The organism is Corallococcus sp. AB018 (genome assembly GCF_003986945.1).
In the GTDB taxonomy this organism is placed as follows: Bacteria; Myxococcota; Myxococcia; order Myxococcales; family Myxococcaceae; genus Corallococcus; species Corallococcus exiguus.
In genome coordinates, this window is record NZ_RAWR01000003.1 from 25,789 (window position 1) to 44,059 (window position 18,271).

Genomic DNA, 18,271 nt, shown 5'->3' on the forward strand with positions numbered 1-18,271 from the left:
CCTCAGTAGAGCTTGCGCAGCCGGGCCGCGAAGAAGCCGTCGTAGCCTTCCGGCCCGGGCAGCGTGCGCAGCCAGGCCTGGGCGAGCGGCAGCTTGAGTCCGGGAAGCACGGGCGGCTCGGCCGTCCACTCCGGGTGGCTGCGCAGGAACATGTCCACCTGGTCCTGCCCCTCCTGCGGCTCCGGCGTGCAGACGGCATAGACGAGCAGGCCGCCCGCCGGCACCGCTTCCTGGCAGTTCTCCAGGATGCGCCGCTGGAGCGTCGCCAGCCGGGCCACGTCCTCCTCCTTGCGGCGGTAGCGCAGCTCCGGGTGCCGGCGCAGCGTGCCCAGCCCGGAGCACGGCGCGTCCACCACCAGCGCGTGGAACTCGCCCCAGCTTTCGGGGAACGGTTCGGACGCGTCGTGCGCGTAGGCCTTCAGGCGCCCGGACAGCCCCAGGCGTTGGGCCTCCGACTCAATCTTCCGCAGCTTGTTGGCGTGCAGGTCCACCGCGACGACGTCGTGCGTCTCCGCCTGGTGGCAGGCCTTGCCGCCCGGCGCCGCGCACGCGTCCAGCACCCGCGCGGTCTCCGGGATGGCGCCGTAGACGCCCACCAGCTGCGCGGCCTCGTCCTGCACCTGCCACAGCCCTTCCGAGTAGCCGTACACGTCCTCCACGCGGCCCACGGGCGGCAGGATGATGCCCACGGGCGAGGCCTCCGTGGCGCGCGCCTCCACGCCCACGTCCTTCAGCTGCGCGAGCAGCGCGTCGCGCGTCACCTTGGAGGTGTTGGCGCGGATGACGACGGCGGGGGGCAGGTTGTTGGCGACGAGCATCGCCTCCGCGCGCTCGCGGCCGAACTGGCGGATCCACCGCTCCACCAGCCAGCGCGGGTGGCTCTCGCGCACGGACAGGTACTCCACCGGGTCCTTCTGGGAGGGCAGCGGCGGCGAGGGCAGCTCCGACAGCTTGCGCAGGATGGCGTTGGTGAAGCCCGCCGCGCGCCCGAGCCCCACGTCCTTGAGGGCCTGGACCGTCTCCGCCACGGCGGCGCGCGCGGGCACGCGGGTGTGGAAGAGCTGGTAGGCGCCCACGCGCAGGGCGGCCAGGACCTTGTCCTCCAGCGCGTCCAGCTTGCGGTCCGCGAAGCGGGTGATGGCGTAGTCCAGCGCGAGCTGCCGCCGGGTCGTGCCGTAGGTCAATTCGGTGACGAGCGCCGCGTCGCGGGGGTCCTTCGGAGGCGTCTCCGACAGGACCGTGTCCAGCACCACGTTGAGGTAGGCATCCGTCGCGCGCACGCGCGCGAGGATGTTGATGGCGAGGATACGGGCGCTCATCCTTCTTCCAGCCGGGTCATCAGATCCACCAGTTGCTCGTCCGACATCCGCGTCGCGGGCAGATGGGACAAAGTGAGGCTCTGGAGGCTGTCCTCCAGCAGCTCGCGGTGGCCGCTCTCCGCCGGTTCACCACGCTGGACCTGCTGATACTTCGCGCGGGCCCAGGTGGCCAGCTCCGCTTCACTGAGCCGTCCGGCCAACCGGTCCGCGATCTTCTGGCGCACGAGCGCCCGGGTGAGCAGGTCCGACGCGGGCGTGGATCCGCCCTTCGCCGCGCGGCCCAGCGTCTTTCCCGGCTTGCCGTCCGTCTGCACGACCGTGGGCACGGACTTGCGGCCCAGCGTCTTCAGCGGCCCCCCGGCCTCCGCCGTGCGCCGCAGCGACCGCGCGGGCGTGGTGACCAATGGCGTGGGCTCCGGCGCGTCGTCCTTCTTGAGCGGGTGCACGCGGCCCACCAGCTTGGGCTTCGGACGAGAGTCTTCATCTTCGGGCCCGGCGGCCTTCTTGCGGCGGCCCAGCGACTTCACCGGCCCGGGGATGGCCGGGTGGAAGATGCCGCTCGCGAAGGTCTCCAGCGCCTGGATGTACGGGTCGAAGCCGTGCAGCCCCAGCACCTGCATGGCGCACGCTTCCGCCACCACGGACTCGCGGGCGGGCGGCTTGAGCAGCACCTCGATGGTGGGCAGCCCCACCGCCTCCAGCGCCTCCTTCAGCGCGTAGGACGTGAAGTAGCCCGCCGGGTTGATGAGGATGCCCTCCACGCTCTTGCGCTCGGCGTGGATCGTGTCGATGAGGACGCCCTCGTGATTGGACTGGACGATGGTCAGCGTCAGTCCCAGCTCCTTCGCCTTCGCGCGCAGGGCCGCGTCGAGGTCCGTCAGGCGGCCACCCACGACGTCCTCACGCTCGCCCAGGAGGTTGAGGTTCGGTCCGTGCAACACCAGCAGCTTCATGCCCATCCGTGCGACTCCATGACGCGAGAATTCCACATGGCGCTCGGCGGCGCGCTCAAGACGTGAACGGCTGACTGCCCGGCTGCAATCTGTTGCCAGAGAGGAAGTCCGCCGCGCGCATCACCCGCTTGCCCTCTGGCTGGACCTCCAGGAGGACGAGCGAGCCCTCGCCACAAGCAACCTCGATGCCCTCTGGCCCCGCGGACAACACCGTGCCGGGCGCGCCCTTCCCTTCCGCGGGCCGCATCCGGTGCACCTTGAAGACCTTGCCACCCAGCAGCGTGTATGCACCGGGCCACGGCGTGAAGGCGCGCAGGCGGCGGTCCAGCTCCACCGCGGACTTCGCGAAGTCCAGCTTGCCGTTCTCCTTGTCGATGATGGGCGCCAGCACCATGCCCTCGGAGGGCTGGGGCTGGGGCGTCAGCTCGCCGCGGAGGTAGCGCGGCAGGGACTCGCGCAGGATGTCGCCGCCCAGCGCGGACAGCTTCGCGTGCAGCGTGGCGCTCGTCTCGTCCGGCGCGATGGGCAGCCGCTTCATCGCCAGCACGGGGCCGGTATCCAGGCCTTCATCCATCACCATCAGCGACACGCCCGTCTCACTGTCGCCGTGCTCGATGGCCCACTGGATGGGCGCGGCGCCCCGGAAGCGCGGCAGCAGCGAGGCGTGCACGTTCACGCAGCCCTTGGCGGGCAGGGCCAGCAGGTCCTTGGGGAGAATCTTTCCGTACGCCGTCACCACGCAGACGTCGGGGGCGTACTGGCGCAGCTCCTCGGAGAACGGCGGCGTGCGCAGCTTCTGCGGCTGGAGCACGGGGATGCCCTTCTCCAGCGCGCGCTCCTTCACGGGCGGCGCGGTGACGGCGTTGCCCCGGCCCTTGGGCTTGTCCGGCTGGGTGACGACGGCCACGACGTCGCCCACGTCGAAGCAGGCCTCCAGCGAGGCCACGGCGAACTCGGGCGTGCCCATGAAGACGATGCGGGGTCGGCTGCTCATGTGAGGGAAATCTCGTGTGGAAAAGGGATGGGGTCAGGCCACGGACTTGAAGGCGGCGGCCGGCGCGGACGTGTCCACCGCCTGGCGCTTGCGCGCGCGAAGCGCTTCCAGCGTGGACAGGGCCTCGCGCGTTTCCGGAGTGGTGGCCACGTCCTTGAGCGCGTCCAGCGCCTTCTCCAGCGCGAATGCTTCGTCCGCCTCGCGCTGACGGATGCGGTCCACCGCTTCGCTGAAGCGCGCGAAGAAGGCGCGCAGCTCGTCCTTGCGCCGCAGGGGGCGCAGGCGCGGGTAGCGGCCCGCCGCGAGCGCCGCGACGTAGAGGCTCATGACATGGACGGGGCCCGCCACACGGTGCGTGAAGAGGAGCCCGAACAACCCGAGCGCGATGCCCAGGCCCACGGTGGCCACGCCGGTGAGCCACCAGAGCGTCTCCACGCTGGACAGGCCCCCTTCGGCGGACATGCGGTGCACCTGCTGCGCGAGCACGCCGAACAGCAACATGCTCCCGGCGCCCATGCCGGTGAGCAGCAAGATGTATTTGAGCTGGAATTCTCGGTCGAGCAGGTACGTCCGGCGGATGATGGTCGGACGCGACGCGTTACGACTGTCTTCGGCATGGGGCATGTCGTTGACCAGCGTACCCCAGGAGGTGGGGGAGGTTTGCGTCCTTCGTCAAGACAGGTCTACACCCGACGGAAGCCCAGACGTTCGGACGTAAAGGAGCCCCATGTCCCGCTCACTCGTCGCCCTGTCCCTGGCCGTTTCCTGCCTTGCCCTGGGGGGTTGCAAGAAGGAGGACCCCAAGACGCCGGAGTACTGGCAGTCCAGTCTGGAGGGGGCCAAACGCCCCGACGACAAGGTGCGAGTGATTGAGTCGCTGCGCACGTCGGGCAACGTCAACGAACAGTTCCTGCCCTTCCTGCACGGGCGGCTGTCCTCGGAGCGCCGGCCGGAGGTGAAGGCGGCGGTGGCCCGGACGCTGGGGGATTTGCATCACCCGACGTCGCTGGAGCCGCTGACGGCGGCGCTGGACCCCGGGGCTTCGGATGTACCGGCGCAGCAGGTGAACAAGGCGGTGGTGGGCGCGCTGGGGCGGATTGGGGATGAGCGCGCGGTGCCGTCGCTGGTGCCGCTCTTGCGCAGCAAGGACAACTACACGCGCATCGAGGCCATCCAGGTGCTGGGCGCGCTGAAGGCGAAGCCGGCGGTGGAGCCGCTCATCCAGCTGGCGACGGACGAGTCCGCGGAGCCGTTCCTCAACAAGAAGGCCATCGAGGCGCTGGGGCAGATTGGGGATCCGCGAGCGGTGCCGGCGCTGATGCGCACGTTGACGAAGGAGCGCCGGGGCATGTCGTTCTACGTGGAGAGCAGCTTCGCGCTGTTCCAGCTGGGCGCGCCCGCGGCGGACGCGCTGCTGCCGGTGCTGGAGGGCAAGGACGCGGAGCTGCTCACGTGGGCGAAGGCGCAGGGGGTGAACCCCGCCAGCTACCCGATGAAGGCCGCGCAGGTGCTGGGCGACCTCCGGGAGAAGCGCGCGGTGCCCACGCTGTTGAAGCAGCTGTCGTTCACGCACTCGGATCCCCAGATTCAAGCGCTGGTGCGGATGCAGGCGGCGGACGCGCTCGGGAGGATGCGGGCGCAGGAGGCGGTGAAGCCGCTCGCGGGGCTCGTGGGTGAGCCGGACCCGACGGTGCGGGATGCGTACGTGCGGGCGCTGGCGCTGCTGGGCAGCCGGGACGCGCTCCCCGCGCTGGAGAAGGCGGCGGGCACCGGGGACTGGTACTCGCGGGAGATCGCCATGAAGGGCATCGCACTCCTGGGGGATGCGCGGGAGCAGCCGATGCTCGCGAAGCTGGCGGCGGCGGAGCCCGCGCGCACGGCGGCGGACTGCCAGGAGACGGGCGAGGACGGATGCCAGGATGCCGCGGCGCTGGGCAAGAAGCGCGCGGATCAGGTCCAGGGATATGGGGCGGTGCTGGAGGCGGCGCAGGCGTGCAGCGGCAACGCGGGCTGCTGGTCGCAGCGGCTGCCCAAGGCGGACGCGGTGCTGTTGCAGCGCGCGGCGCTGGAGGTGGGGCGCTCCGGGGCGGCGGACCAGGGTCCGACGCTGGCGTCCCGGCTCACCGAGCGCGACACCGAGGCGCGCGCCACGGTCATCCAGGCGGTGGACTGGCTGGCGGACGCGCCCGGCGCGGCGAAGAAGCTGCGTGAGGCGTCCCTGCCCGCGCTGAAGAAGCAGCTGGAGGACGAGAAGGGCAACTCCAACTTCGTGCGCGTGAACGAGGACCTGCGCCGGCTGATGGTCAAGCTGGAGCGGGCGTAGCGCGCATCCTGGAAGTGCGCGGAGGGCACGCGCATGTGCCCCCGCGCAAGCCGCGTCCGGGGCGGATGCGCGAGTCCCTGCCGCCGCGCATGCCACGGGTCACGCGAGGACAGGCGTGGCGCCATCCTCCGAAGCACGCAGCGCGGCGACAAGTGCGCCACCACGTGGCGAAACACGCGCTGGCGGTGGCCTCCGCTGCATGCCACGGGTCACGCGGGGACGGGAGTAGCGCCATCCTCCGAAGCACGCAGCGCGGGCGGCATTCGCTCCACCGCATGGTGGAGCACACCCAGCTGACGCACCAGCCGCGACAGCTGCGTGCGCGCCAGCGCGTCCGCGCCCTCCAGGCCCGGAGTCCCGCGCTTGAGCGCTGACGGCACGCGGCGCGCCACCAACGCCGCGGACAGCTCCTCCAGCGCGTCCGACGCGTAGCGAACCACCGGCCCCAGGTCCGACTCCTGATGCCACGCGCGGCTCGCCGCCAACGCCGTCACGGCCGCGGTGAAGCGGCGCGCATAGGTGATCAACGCCATCCCCGGCTCCAGCTCCTTCGCCGGTCCCTTCCACTCACTCAGCAACCGCTGGAACGACGCCTCCGCGGACAACAGCGCCACGCCCACCTTGCGGCGGGCCTCTCGCAGCGCCACCTCCGTGGACACCGGCGTCCGCGACACCTCGCGCAGGTAGTGCTGGTCCGCCTTCAGCACGCCGGCCACCTCCTCGGCGAAGCGCGCGTGCTCGGGGCTCGGCCAGAGCAGCCGGATGCCCACCAGCGCCAGCACGCCTCCCATCAGCGTGTTGAGGATGCGCACCCCCGCGAGCTGCCAGTCCCCCGTTTGAATCTCCGCGAGCAGCACCAGCGCCGGCGCCAGCAGCACCTGGTACACCGTGAAGTTCAGCGGCCGCACGCTCACCGACACGCAGACCAGCAGCACGATGGCCGCGAGCATCAGCCACTGCGCGGGCAGCACGTGCACCAGCCCCATGGCCAACACGCTGCCCAAGAACGTGCCCGCCACACGCTGCAACCCCTTCTCCATGGTGAGCCCCGAGTACGGCTGCAACACGACAATCACCGTGATGGTCACCCAGTACCAGTGATTGAGCCCCAGCCCCTCCGCGAGCGCCGTGGCCACCGTCGCGGTGAGCCCCAGCCGCAGCGCGTGCCGGAAGACCACCGACTCCGGCGTCAGGTGGTCGCGCAGCACCTTCCACCACGAGCGCGTCCGCCCCGGCTCCAACCCCAGCGGCTTCGTGTCCCGCTCCGGCAGCGGCTCGCCACTCTCCAGCCGGGACGCCACATCCAGCGCCACCGCGCTGTACTCCCGCAGCCGCCCCAGGAGCCCCGCCACGTGCGAGTACTGAGCGCGCGCCGGCTCCGGCAGTCCCCCGTCCGCATGGAGCACCCGCGTCACCCGCTCCGCGTCCCACGACGACGGCACCGGCACCGTGCCCCGCACCAGCGAGCCCACCACGCCCCGCAGGTCCACCGCCAACGCGCCCAGCGCGTGCTGCGCCTCGATGCGGGCCGTGCGGCACGCGCCCTGACGTGGCGCCTCGTCCAGCGCCTCCGACATCGCCGTGAGCAAGAGCGACAGCGCGTCCGCGTCCTCCAGCAACACCAGCAGGTGCTCGCCCCGGCCACTCTCCTCCTGCCGTCCCTGGCGCGTGGCACCCAGCGTCGCGCGCGCCGTCTCCAGCGACCGCCGCATGCGCGCGGCCCGCTGCACCGCCTCCCACGTCCCCACGCGCGAGGGCCCCTCCATGGGCCAGCCCGCGACCGCGTCCGCGACGTCCGCCAGCTCCTCGTAACAGGCCGCGATGGCCAGCCGCGCCGGGCGGTAGGGCCTGAGCGGCCACAGCACCAGCGCCAGGAACATGGACCACAGGCCGCCCGCGACGAAGTACGCCGCCTGCGACAGCACGGCTTCCGGCCCACGCTGCGGCAGGGCCAGCGACACCACGAACAGGTTCGCCAGCAGCATGCCCACGATGCCCGGCGTGTCCCCGAAGCTGCGCGCGAAGCCGCACGCCGTCACCCAGAAGAACGTCAGCGCCACGTCCACCCAGAAGGGACTCGGCAGCGCGATGATGAACCCCACCAACGCGCCCAGCACCGTCATCGCCCCCATGGCCCGAGCGCGCGTGCGGTACGGCCCGCCCTTGTCCACCAGCGCGACGAAGAGCCCGGCCATGCCCGCCCAGGACACCGCGGGCTGCGACAGGAGCGCGGAGATGAGCAGCGGGCCCCCCAGCGCCAGCCCCGTGCGCAACCCCGCCGACACCGCGGGCCGGCCCGGCTGGAAGCGGAAGAGGCCCGCGACATGACGGGGCAGGTGTCCCCGGGCCGCACGCCCTCGGGGTGCCACCCAGCCGTCCGCCACCGTCTCGCCTCCGTCCCCGCGCATCCCCGCTCCTTCCCCGGGTGAACGTCCCCTGGAGGAAGAAGATGGGGTGCGCGAGCGCCGGATTCCGCCCCTGCCCGCTCGCATGCACGACGAACGGGCCAAAGGCGGCCAGGCGGTCAGCTGCGCTGCGCGTAGTACTCGACGATGAACGGCTCGTTCACGTCCACGGGGATCTCCTCACGCTCGGGCAGCCGCACGTAGCGCATGCCCTCCCCTGCCCCCAGGACCTGCACGTACGCGGGCACCTGCCGGGACTTCATCCGGCCGAAGGCGTCCTGCACCGCCGCGAGCTTCAGGTGCTCCGCATGGAAGCGCACCTCGTTGCCCGGCTTGAGCCGGATGCTCGGGATGTCCGCGCGCTTGCCGTTCACCTGGAAGTAGCCGTGGCGCACGAACTGCCGAGCCTGCCGGATGCTCGTGGCCAGCCCCGCGCGCAGCACCAGCGCGTCCAGCCGGCTCTCCAGCAGCTGCATCAACACCTTGCCCGTGTTACCCGGGGACCGGCGCGCTTCCAGGAAGGCGCTGCGGCACTGCTTCTCCAGCAGGCCGTAGTACAGCTTCAGCTTCTGCTTCTCCCGCAGCCGCTGCGCGAAGTCGCTCACCGACACGCGCGCCGTCGCCCCGTGCTGACCCGGCGGATACGGCCTGCGCAGCACCGGGTCCTTGTCAGGGTCCTTCGCGGTGATGCGCGACAGGGGGATGCCAAGCCGCCGACACATCTTTCCACGGGGTCCCAGTTCACGAGCCACGGTGCGTTCCTCCGGCCTTCCTGTTGGGTCGAGCTAAGTTGAAATTGATAATCACTATCAATTTCAATAACCACAAAGGGAGCGACCGGTCAAGCTTCCAGACACGGGGGGTGGGTGGACGGCCGTGCACAGGCAGGGTGAAAATGAACGGAAATACAACCCCGAGCACCTGCTTACCTACCGGTCGGAATGTGCTTCTGGGGCGGATGTAGGACGAACACTTCACCTGTGAATTCATGAGTTTGGACCCACTCATGATCGTGTAAGCAACAGCCCACACGCAACATTGGAACGGCTGACACGAGAATCAATTTGTCCGCTTCACCTGCCCCCCGAAAGCCCGCCCCCATGGCCCTGCGCACCGACCTGTCGAAGCCCGTTGTTGCCACCCAGAACCGCACCGACACGAAGCCGGTGAACACCGTGAAGCCCCAGGGCCCGGTGGGCATGAGCTCGCAGTCCAGCTTCAGCACGGGCGCGCCCTCCAAGGCGAAGGCCACGGTGGCGCTGAACGGCGTGGGCCAGAAGCTGACGCCGGGCCCGGTGGACCTCACCAGCCCCCAGGCGCAGCAGGCCGTGCAGCAGACGGTGTCGTACGTGAACCAGAAGAACCCGCAGCTGACGGGCATCACGGGCGGCACGTCGTTCTCGCCGCGCTCGGTGGAGCGCGACCAGCTGGGCATGACGCACGTGCGCATGGACCGCATGCACGAGGGCCTGAAGGTCGCCGGTGAGCAGATCATCGGCCACCTGGACGCGAAGGGTCAGTTCGACAGCCTGACGGGCGACGTGTCCAACGTCCCGGTGGGCATTGGCAAGGCGCCCACGAAGCTGACCGCGAAGGACGCGCTGGCCGTGGCGCAGAAGGACTTCAACGGCGAGACGTCCAAGGCGCCCACCGCGGAGAAGGTCATCGTCAAGGGCAAGGACGGCCAGTACCACGCCGCCTACCACGTGACGCTCACCGACACGAAGGTGTCCAGCGGCAAGGACCCGCGCTCGATGAACTACTTCATCGACGCGAACACCGGCGAGTCCCTCAAGCAGTACAACACGCTGAGCCACCTGGACCGCACGACCAACGCCAGGCGCGCCGATGGCACCTCGGGCACGCCCGCGCAGACGCCCACCACCCCGACGACGCCCACGACTCCGGGCACGGGCCGCGTGGCGGACGACCAGACGATGTACAGCGGCAAGGTCGACATCCAGACCACGAAGAACAAGGACGGCACGTTCTCCCTGGACGACAAGACGCGCGGCAAGGGCATCGTGACGTACGACGCGAAGAACCGCGAGGAAGCGTCCGGCACCACGGGCTTCACCGACAACAACGACGTCTGGGGCGAGAAGACCGACCCGTCGCGCGCCGCCACCGCGGTGGACGCGCACTACGGCGCGGAGATGACCTACGACTTCTACAAGGAGATCCTCGGCCGCGACTCCATCGACGGCAAGGGTGAGAAGCTCGTCTCCTACGTCCACACCGACGTGAACCTGGTGAACGCGTTCTGGGACGGCGAGAAGATGCAGTACGGCGACGGCGACGGGAAGGACTCCGGCCCGCTCACCACGCTGGACATCGCCGGCCACGAAATCACCCACGGCCTCACGGAGCGCACCGCGGGCCTGGAGTACGAGGGTGAGTCCGGCGGCCTCAACGAGTCCTTCAGCGACATCATGGGCACCGGCGTGGAGTGGTTCGCCAGCCAGAAGAACAGCGCGGTGAAGTTCGACTGGGCGGTGGGCGAGGACGCGTGGACGCCCAAGAACGGCGACAACACGGACGCCCTCCGCTACATGAACGACCCGACGGCGGACGGCTACTCCATCGACAACTACAAGAACTTCCCGAAGATGACGGAGGTCCACGGCTCCAGCGGCATCGCGAACAACGCCTTCTTCCTCCTCACCGAGGGCGGCAAGAACAAGACGTCCGGCATCGAGGTGAAGGACGGCATCGGCATGGAGAAGAGCCTCAAGGTCTTCGGCCGCGCGCTCACCACGTACATGACGCCGCAGACGAACTTCTCCCAGGCCCGCGCCGCCACCATCAAGGCCGCCACGGACCTGTACGGCAAGGACTCCGTCGAGGCGAAGAAGGTCGCCGAGGCCTGGACCGCCGTCGGCGTGACCAAGTAGTCCGCTGAGCTTTCAGGCCCGGATGGGAGCCCTGCGCTCCCGTCCGGGCCTTTTTCGTTTCACTGCTTCGCCAGGGCGGCCTTCTGTTCGGCCTTCGTGTCCCGGACGTGCTCGCCGGAGACGTCCACCGTCACCTCGTGGAGCGTGCCGGTGAACTCGAAGGGCGCGCGGTAGCGCTGGCTGACGGGCGAGTTCTCGTCCCGGCCGCAGGTGAGCCCCTCTCCCAGGCTGATGGCCACCGGCATGGTCGCGTCGATGGTGCTCTGCGCCACCAGGTCGCCGTTGATGTAGAGCCGGCCGCGGCCGGGCGCGCCCCGCCCCACCTTCAGGTCGGGCTTGCCGGTGGGCTCGAACTCGAACCGCAGCTGCGAGCGTCCCTCCGGCACGTCCACCGCCGACTCGATGTGGAACTCCTGCTCGCCGAGGTAGTTGTAGGCGTAGTGCAGCTTGTGGTCCTGGATGAAGAGTGAGTAGCCGCCGGTGAGGCCGCCGTGGCTGAGCAGCACGCCCTCCGTGTCCCGCGTCACCTCCGCGTCGGCGGTGATGGTGTGGGGCCGGTTGAGCACGTGCACCGCCGCGTTCTCCGGCGCGGGCGACGTGTGCGGCCGGTACACGTAGCGCGTGCGGTCCTTCGTGAGCTGCGGGCGCTCCATGGCGAACACGGCGCGGGTGGGCGACGCGAGCGGCAGCACCTGGTAGCGCCCGGCTTCGGCGTACCAGAGGGCGATCATCTCGATGAGCTTGCCCCGGTGCGCCTCCGCCACGTTCTTCGTCTCGGAGCAGTCTTCCGCCACGTGGTACAGCTCCCAGCCGTGCGTATCCAGCTCGCGCAGCCGGTCCTCGTCGAGCAGTGACTCACCGAAGCCCTCTCCGGCCTCCTTGAAGGACGGGCCGGGGAACGGGCACACCGCGCGCCAGCCGTCGTGGTAGATGGCGCGCGAGCTGAACATCTCGAAGTACTGCGTGCGGTGTCGGCCAGGCGCGTTCCCGTCGTTGAACGTGTGCTTGAAGCTGACGCCTTCGATGGGTGACTGGGTGACGCCGCGGATCTCCGCCAGCGGCTCCAGGCCCAGGCAGTCCAGCACCGTGGGCACCATGTCGATGGCGTGCGCGTACTGCGTGCGAACCTCGCCCTTCGCCTGGATGCCCTGGGGCCAGTGGACGAGGAACGGGTCGGTGGTGCCGCCGCGGTACGTCTCCCGCTTCCAGCGGCGGAACGGCGTGTCCCCCGCCCAGGCCCAACCCCACGGGTAGTGGTTGAAGTGCTTCGGGCCGCCCAGGTCCTCCAGTGCCGCCAGGTTCTGCTCCAGGGACTCCGGCGCGTTGTTGAAGAACTTCAGCTCGTTCACGGAGCCGTGCGGCCCGCCCTCCGCGCTGGCCCCGTTGTCGGACAGCACCATGATGAGCGTGTTGTCCAACTCGCCGGTGTCCTCCAGGAACTTCAGCAGCCGGCCGATGTGGTGGTCCGTGTGCTCCAGGAAGCCCGCGAAGACCTCCATCATGCGTGAGTAGAGGTGCTTCTCCTCCGGCGGCAGCGAGCCCCAGTCCTGCACGTCCGGGTCATGCCGGGACAGCTGCGTGCCCCGGGGAACCACGCCCAGCTCCAGCTGCTTCTGGAACACCTTCTGGCGGTAGGCGTCCCAGCCGTCGTCGAACTGGCCCGCGTAGGCGTCCGCCCACTCGCGGGGGACGTGGTGGGGCGCGTGCATGGCGCCGGTGGCGAAGTAGAGGAAGAAGGGCTTGTCGGGCGCGACCTGCTTGGTGTCCGCGATGCAGTCCATGGCGCGGTCCACCAGGTCCGGGGTGAGGTGGTAGCCCTCTTCCGGAGTGCCGGGCGGGCGGATGGCGTGGTTGTCGTGGACGAGGTCCGGGTAGTACTGGTGCGTGTCCCCGCCCAGGAAGCCGTAGAAGCGCTCGAAGCCGCGGCCCAACGGCCAGCGCGAGTACGGCCCGGCGGCGCTCGTCTGCTCTGCGGGGGTCAGGTGCCATTTGCCAATGGCATACGTGTTGTAGCCGGCCTCCATCAGCATCTCGGAGAGGAAGCCATTCTCGAAGGGGATGGTGCCGTTGTAGCCGGGGTAGCCCAGCGACGTTTCGGTGATGGTGCCCATCCCGTTGGAGTGGTGGTTGCGGCCGGTGAGGATGCACGAGCGCGTGGGCGAGCACAGCGCGGTGGTGTGCATGTTGTTGTAGAGCAGCCCGCCTTGCGCCAGCCGGTCCAGGTTCGGCGTGCGGATGGGCGAGCCGTAGCAGCCCAGGTGCCCGAAGCCCATGTCATCCAGGATGATGAACAGGACGTTGGGCGCGCCGGGCTTCGAGCGCAGGGGAGACGGCCACGCGGGAGACGACTGCTCCCAGGTGCGGCCGATGACGCCGGGAAACGGACTGCCGGGTTTGTATTCCTTGAGGGACATGTGCGGGCGCGCCTCCACGCGGCGAGAAACGTTCTCGTGCGTGAGGTGCATCGCCCCCGGAGGCAGCGAATCTGCCCTCGGGACGGAGGCGGCCGGACCCAGGCCCTGGCCGCCTCCTGCTTCACACCCCGCTCACGTCACGGGGAACGGGTTGCGTTCGTGGAACTGGCGCTGGTGGAAGTACGGGTACGGCCAGGGCGTGGTGCTGGCGGCGTCCAGCGTGGCCACCTGCGCGGGCGTGAGGTTCCAGCCGATGGCGCCCAGGTTCTGGCGCAGCTGCTCCTCCGTGCGCGCGCCGATGATGACGTTGGACACGGTGGGCCGCTGGAGCAGCCAGTTGAGCGCCACCTGCGGCACCGTCTTGCCCGTCTCCTGGGCCACGGCGTCGAGCGCGTCCACGACCTTGAAGAGGTACTCCTCCGGCACCTGCGGGCCACCGGCCGCGGTGGCGGGGTTGTTGAGGCGGCTGGTCTCCGGCTTCGGCGCGCCCCGGCGCAGCTTGCCGGTGAGCCGGCCCCAGCCCAGCGGGCTCCACACCACCGCGCCCACCTTCTGGTCCTGCGCGAGCGGCATCAGCTCCCACTCGTAGTCGCGGCCCACGAGCGAGTAATAGGCCTGGTGGGCCACGTAGCGCGCCAGGTTGTAGCGCTCCGACACGGCCAGCGACTTCATCAGGTGCCAGCCGGAGAAGTTGGAGCAGCCGAGGTAGCGGATCTTCCCCGCGCGCACGAAGCCGTCCAGCGTGTTGAGGACCTCCTCCACGGGCGTCACCGCGTCGAAGGCGTGGAGCTGGAACAGGTCGATGTAGTCCGTCTTCAACCGGCGCAGCGAGGCCTCCACGGCGCGCGTGAGGTGGAAGCGCGAGGAGCCCACGTCGTTGGGCCCCGTGCCCGCGCGGAAGGTGGCCTTGGTGGAGATGATGGCCTTGTCGCGCCGGCCCTCCAGCGCCTTGCCGAGAATCTCCTCCGCGAGCCCGGCGGAGTAGCCGTCCGCGGAGTCGAACATGTTCACGCCCGCGTCCAGCGCGATGTCCACGAGCCGCGTGGCCTCCTTCACGTCGCTGGAGCCGAAGCCCTTGAAGAAATCACCAGCGCCACCGAACGTGCCCGTGCCCAGACTGAGGACGGGGACCTTGAAACCAGAACCACCCAGCTGCCGGTACTCCATGACGTTCACCTCGTGACGAAGCGGGAGGAAAGGCGGCCCACGTAACGGGCCGTGGCGCGGCGCGCAACCGTCGTTTCGCGACGCGCGTGATGCTTGAAGCGGAGCGTGGGGGCGCCCATCATGCGCGCGCCTTCCCGGGTGGGGAGGAAGGGGTCCAGGTCTCACGTGAGCACGTCCGCGCCACCCGCATCCGGCCGTCCGCCCATCCTGCGGGCATTGGGCTATCTGCGCCGCTATCGCCTGGAGGCGCTGGGCGCGCTGCTGTCGCTGCTGCTCGTCTCCGTGGCGAACCTGGGCGCGCCGCAGATGATCCGCATCGCCATCGACCACGGGCTCGCGCGCGGGGAGATACGGCCCGTGTGGCTGGCGGTGGGAGGCCTGGTCGCCATCGCGCTGGGGCGCGGCCTGTTCAACTTCCTGCAGGGCTACCTGGCGGAGCGCGCGTCGCAGGGCGTGGCGTTCGACCTGCGCGACGCGCTCTTCGCGCGCATCCAGCGGCTGTCCTTCAGCTACTACGACCAGGCGCAGACGGGGCAGCTGCTCACGCGGCTGACGAGCGACGTGGAGGCGGTGCGCACCTTCGTGGGCAGCGGCGTGGTGCAGTTCGCCGCGGCGGCGGCGATGCTGGTGGGCTGCGCGGGGCTGCTGCTGTACCTGGATCCGGTGCTGGCGCTGGCGGCGCTGAGCACCGTGCCGCCCATCCTGTGGGTGCTGCGCCGGTTCATGCAGCGGATGCGTCCGCTGTTCGGCCAACTGCAGGCGCTGCTGGGCTCGCTCAACACCACGCTGCAGGAGGACCTGCGCGGGCTGCGCGTGGTGCGAGCCTTCTCCGGCGAGGCGCGGGAGCTGGAGCGCTACGGGAAGACCAACGCGGAGCTGAAGGAGAAGAACCTGCGGGTGGTGGACGCGCTGGCCGGCAACTTCCCCCTGGTCACCTTCATCGCCAGCATGGGAACGCTGATGGTGGTGGGCGTGGGAGGCTGGCGCATCCTCCATCAGAAGCTGACGCTGGGAGAGCTGGTGGCCTTCATCAGCTACCTGACCTTCCTGTTGATGCCCCTGATGACGCTGGGCTTCTTCGCGGCCAGCATGTCGCGAGCGAGCGCGTCCGCGCAGCGCCTCTTCGAGCTGCTCGACACGGCGGTGGAGGTGGCGGACCGTCCGGGCGCGGTGCCACTGCCTCCATTGCAGGGCCGCATCGAGCTGCGCGACGTGCGCTTCCGCTACGCGGGCAGCGACCGCGAAATCCTGCGCGGCGTGAGCGTGACGTTGGAGCCAGGGCAGCTGGTGGCGGTGCTCGGCACCACCGGCTCCGGCAAGAGCACGCTCATCAACCTGCTGCCGCGCTTCTACGACGTCACCGGGGGCGCGGTGCTGCTGGACGGACATGACGTGCGGGACGTGACGCTCGCGAGCCTGCGCTCGCAGATGGGCGTGGTGCTCCAGGACGCGCTGCTGTTCTCCGGAACGGTGCGGGAGAACATCGCCTACGGGCGCCCGGAGGCGACGCAGGCCCAGGTGGAGGCCGCGGCGGAGGCGGCCCAGGCGGCGGAGTTCATCCGCGAGTTGCCGCAGGGCTACGACACGCTGGTGGGCGAGCGCGGCGTGGGGCTCTCCGGTGGGCAGCGGCAGCGGCTGGCCATCGCGCGGGCACTGCTCACGGATCCGCGCCTGCTCATCCTGGACGACAGCACGTCCGCGGTGGACGCGCGCACGGAGACCGCCATCCAGGGCGCGCTGGACGCGCTGATGCGGGACAAGCGCAGGACGGCCATCGTCATCGCCCAGCGCATCAGCACCGTGCGGGACGCGGACCTCATCCTGGTGCTGGACGAGGGGCGCATCGCCGCGAAGGGGCGCCATGAAGAGCTGAAGGCCTCCAGCGAGCTGTACAACGACATCCTCGGGTCGCAGCTACAGCCGCCGCGTCAGGAGGAGGTGGCATGAGGCGGCCTGGAAGCATCGAGGCGATGGCGGAGCTGGAGATGGGCCGCGCGAAGCACCGCGGGAAGGTGCTGCGCCGGCTGCTGGGCGAGCTGCGTCCGCACGCGGGCACGCTCACCGTGGCGATGGTCTTCATCCTGGTGGGCGCGGCGTGCCAGGCGCTGGGGCCGTACCTGATGAGCCGGGCCATCGACCACGACATCGGCTCGGGGGACGGCTGGGGGCTGTTGCGGACGATGGGGGTGCTGTTCGTCGTCTACGTCGTGGGATTGCTGACGCAGCAGGCGCAGACGCGGCGGGTGGGCCACACGGGGCAGCACGTCCTGTCGGACCTGCGCCTGCGCCTCTTCGCGCGGCTCCAGCAGCTGCCGCTGTCGTGGTTCGACCGCCGGCCGCTGGGCGACCTGATGAGCCGGATGCTCAGCGACGTGGACACGCTCAACCAGCTCTTCGCGCAGGGGCTGACGCAGCTGCTGGGGTCGCTGCTGGGGCTGGTGGGCGTGCTCGTCGCGATGTTCGCGCTCAACTGGCGCCTGGCGCTGGCGTGCTTCTCCCTCATCCCCGCCATCGTGCTCACCACGTGGTTCTTCGCGTCGCGGGCGCGCAATGCCTACCGCAAGACGCGGCAGACGGTGGGCGACGTGACGGCGAACCTCCAGGAGGAGATTGGAGGCGTGCGGCAGGCGCAGGCCTTCAACCGCACGGAGAAGAACATCGAGCGATTCCGTGACAGGAACGCGGCCAACCGCGACGCGAACGTGGCGGCGGTGGGCATCACGTCCGCGTTCTCGCCGGCCATCGACCTGCTCTCCACGCTGTCCACGGCGCTGGTGATTGGCTACGGCGGCGCGCTGGCACTGAGCGGGCAGCTCACGGTGGGCGGCGTGGCGGCGTTCCTCATCTACGTGCAGCAGTTCTTCCGGCCGGTGCAGCTGGCCGCGTCCGTGGCCGCGCTGATGCAGTCCGCGCTGGCGGGGGCGGAGCGCATCTTCTCCATCCTCGACGAGACCACGGAGCCACCGGACGTATCGGGCGCGGTGGAGCTGGGACCGCTCCAGGGCCAGGTGGTGTTCGAGGGCGTGTCCTTCGGCTACGACGCGGCGAGGCCGGTGCTGCGCGACGTGTCCTTCCACCTGGAGCCCGGCCAGACGCTTGCGTTGGTGGGGCGAACGGGCGCGGGCAAGACGACGGTGGCCAGCCTGGTGCCGCGCTTCTACGACGTGACGGGGGGCACGGTGCGCGTGGATGGGCACGACGTACGCCAGGTGACGCGCGCGAGTCTGCGCCGGCAGATGGCCATGGTGCTCCAGGAGCCGTTCCTCTTCAGCGGCAAGGTGGCGGACAACATCGCCTATGGGAAGGCGGACGCCACCCGCGAGGACGTGGAGGCGGCGGCGAAGGCGGTGCACGCGCACGACTTCATCACCCAACTGCCGCAGGGCTACGACACCGTGCTGGGCGAGGGCGGCGCGACGCTCAGTCAGGGGCAGCGGCAGTTGCTCGCGTTCGCTCGCGCGGTCATCGCCAATCCGCGGGTGCTCATCCTGGACGAGGCGACGGCGAACATCGACACGCGCACGGAAGCGCTCATCCAGCTGGCGTTGGGGCAGCTGTTGTCCGGCCGCACAAGCATCGTCATCGCGCACCGGCTCAACACCATCCGCCACGCGGACCTCATCCTGGTGCTGGAGCACGGCACCGTGGTGGAGCGCGGCAACCACGAAGAGCTGCTCGCGAAGGGCGGGCACTACGCGGAGCTGTACCACCAGCAGTTCCGCGACACGCCGGAGCCGACGGTCAAGGCGCTGGGCTGAGCGCGCCGCAGCCCGGTCCTCCAAACCCATCCGCCTCTTCGCTG

Annotated in this window: 12 protein-coding genes; 4 read left to right on the forward strand and 8 right to left on the reverse strand. The window is 70.1% G+C overall.

Features of this window, described 5'->3' with window-relative positions; all coding sequences use genetic code 11:
• Positions 1–2 precede the first annotated feature (2 nt).
• From rsmB to D7Y11_RS00955, 4 genes are read right to left on the reverse strand one after another with little or no spacing between them, the layout of a single operon-like run.
• Entirely contained in the window at positions 3–1,319 is a 1,317-nt protein-coding gene (rsmB, locus tag D7Y11_RS00940; RefSeq protein ID WP_126932788.1) for a 16S rRNA (cytosine(967)-C(5))-methyltransferase RsmB, read from the reverse strand.
• Positions 1,316–2,278 (reverse strand): type II 3-dehydroquinate dehydratase, encoded by a 963-nt coding sequence (locus tag D7Y11_RS00945; RefSeq protein WP_199753672.1) that lies wholly within the window; start codon positions 2,276–2,278, stop codon positions 1,316–1,318. The genes rsmB and D7Y11_RS00945 overlap by 4 nt, the downstream gene beginning before the upstream one ends.
• Positions 2,279–2,327: 49 nt before the next feature.
• The gene (gene fmt, locus D7Y11_RS00950; protein WP_126932789.1) at positions 2,328–3,266 is read right to left on the reverse strand and encodes a methionyl-tRNA formyltransferase; all 939 of its coding nucleotides are present in this window, start codon (positions 3,264–3,266) and stop codon (positions 2,328–2,330) included.
• 33 nt (positions 3,267–3,299) lie between these two features.
• Positions 3,300–3,890 carry a signal protein gene (locus D7Y11_RS00955; RefSeq protein WP_126932790.1) on the reverse strand — a complete coding sequence of 197 codons (591 nt, stop codon included), beginning with the start codon at positions 3,888–3,890 and terminating at the stop codon, positions 3,300–3,302.
• A 103-nt stretch (positions 3,891–3,993) separates the two neighbouring features.
• On the opposite strand from D7Y11_RS00955, the gene D7Y11_RS00960 reads away from it, so the two are divergent.
• The gene (locus tag D7Y11_RS00960) at positions 3,994–5,589 is read left to right on the forward strand and encodes a HEAT repeat domain-containing protein (protein WP_126932791.1); all 1,596 of its coding nucleotides are present in this window, start codon (positions 3,994–3,996) and stop codon (positions 5,587–5,589) included.
• Positions 5,590–5,798: 209 nt separating this feature from the next.
• Here D7Y11_RS00960 and D7Y11_RS00965 read toward each other — a convergent pair whose 3' ends face one another.
• Positions 5,799–7,997 carry an FUSC family protein gene (locus D7Y11_RS00965; protein ID WP_126932792.1) on the reverse strand — a complete coding sequence of 733 codons (2,199 nt, stop codon included), beginning with the start codon at positions 7,995–7,997 and terminating at the stop codon, positions 5,799–5,801.
• A gap of 116 nt (positions 7,998–8,113) precedes the next feature.
• Entirely contained in the window at positions 8,114–8,746 is a 633-nt protein-coding gene (gene rpsD / locus D7Y11_RS00970; protein WP_121779379.1) for a 30S ribosomal protein S4, read from the reverse strand.
• 348 nt (positions 8,747–9,094) lie between these two features.
• Here rpsD and D7Y11_RS00975 point away from each other — a divergent pair, with 348 nt between their 5' ends.
• Positions 9,095–10,888 carry a M4 family metallopeptidase gene (locus D7Y11_RS00975; protein ID WP_126932793.1) on the forward strand — a complete coding sequence of 598 codons (1,794 nt, stop codon included), beginning with the start codon at positions 9,095–9,097 and terminating at the stop codon, positions 10,886–10,888.
• Positions 10,889–10,947: 59 nt separating this feature from the next.
• Here D7Y11_RS00975 and D7Y11_RS00980 read toward each other — a convergent pair whose 3' ends face one another.
• Positions 10,948–13,302: an arylsulfatase gene (locus tag D7Y11_RS00980; protein ID WP_126932794.1), complete on the reverse strand. Its 2,355-nt coding sequence runs from the start codon at positions 13,300–13,302 to the stop codon at positions 10,948–10,950.
• 132 nt (positions 13,303–13,434) lie between these two features.
• The gene (locus D7Y11_RS00985) at positions 13,435–14,469 is read right to left on the reverse strand and encodes an aldo/keto reductase (protein ID WP_120577747.1); all 1,035 of its coding nucleotides are present in this window, start codon (positions 14,467–14,469) and stop codon (positions 13,435–13,437) included.
• A 165-nt stretch (positions 14,470–14,634) separates the two neighbouring features.
• Between D7Y11_RS00985 and D7Y11_RS00990 the strand changes: the two genes are divergently transcribed.
• A complete protein-coding gene (locus tag D7Y11_RS00990; RefSeq protein ID WP_121754054.1) occupies positions 14,635–16,416 on the forward strand; it encodes an ABC transporter ATP-binding protein in 1,782 nt (593 codons plus the stop codon).
• Entirely contained in the window at positions 16,413–18,227 is a 1,815-nt protein-coding gene (locus tag D7Y11_RS00995) for an ABC transporter ATP-binding protein (RefSeq protein WP_126932795.1), read from the forward strand. Before D7Y11_RS00990 ends, D7Y11_RS00995 begins: the two co-directional genes overlap by 4 nt.
• Positions 18,228–18,271 lie beyond the last annotated feature (44 nt).

Excerpts from the sequence above, each read along its gene's own strand:
- rsmB (WP_126932788.1), bottom strand. The coding sequence starts at position 1,319 with ATGAGCGCCCGTATCCTCGCCATCAACATCCTCGCGCGCGTGCGCGCG.
- D7Y11_RS00945 (WP_199753672.1), bottom strand. The coding sequence starts at position 2,278 with ATGGGCATGAAGCTGCTGGTGTTGCACGGACCGAACCTCAACCTCCTG.
- fmt (WP_126932789.1), bottom strand. The coding sequence starts at position 3,266 with ATGAGCAGCCGACCCCGCATCGTCTTCATGGGCACGCCCGAGTTCGCC.
- D7Y11_RS00955 (WP_126932790.1), bottom strand. The coding sequence starts at position 3,890 with ATGCCCCATGCCGAAGACAGTCGTAACGCGTCGCGTCCGACCATCATC.
- D7Y11_RS00960 (WP_126932791.1), top strand. The coding sequence starts at position 3,994 with ATGTCCCGCTCACTCGTCGCCCTGTCCCTGGCCGTTTCCTGCCTTGCC.
- D7Y11_RS00965 (WP_126932792.1), bottom strand. The coding sequence starts at position 7,997 with ATGCGCGGGGACGGAGGCGAGACGGTGGCGGACGGCTGGGTGGCACCC.
- D7Y11_RS00975 (WP_126932793.1), top strand. The coding sequence starts at position 9,095 with ATGGCCCTGCGCACCGACCTGTCGAAGCCCGTTGTTGCCACCCAGAAC.
- D7Y11_RS00980 (WP_126932794.1), bottom strand. The coding sequence starts at position 13,302 with ATGTCCCTCAAGGAATACAAACCCGGCAGTCCGTTTCCCGGCGTCATC.
- D7Y11_RS00985 (WP_120577747.1), bottom strand. The coding sequence starts at position 14,469 with ATGGAGTACCGGCAGCTGGGTGGTTCTGGTTTCAAGGTCCCCGTCCTC.
- D7Y11_RS00995 (WP_126932795.1), top strand. The coding sequence starts at position 16,413 with ATGAGGCGGCCTGGAAGCATCGAGGCGATGGCGGAGCTGGAGATGGGC.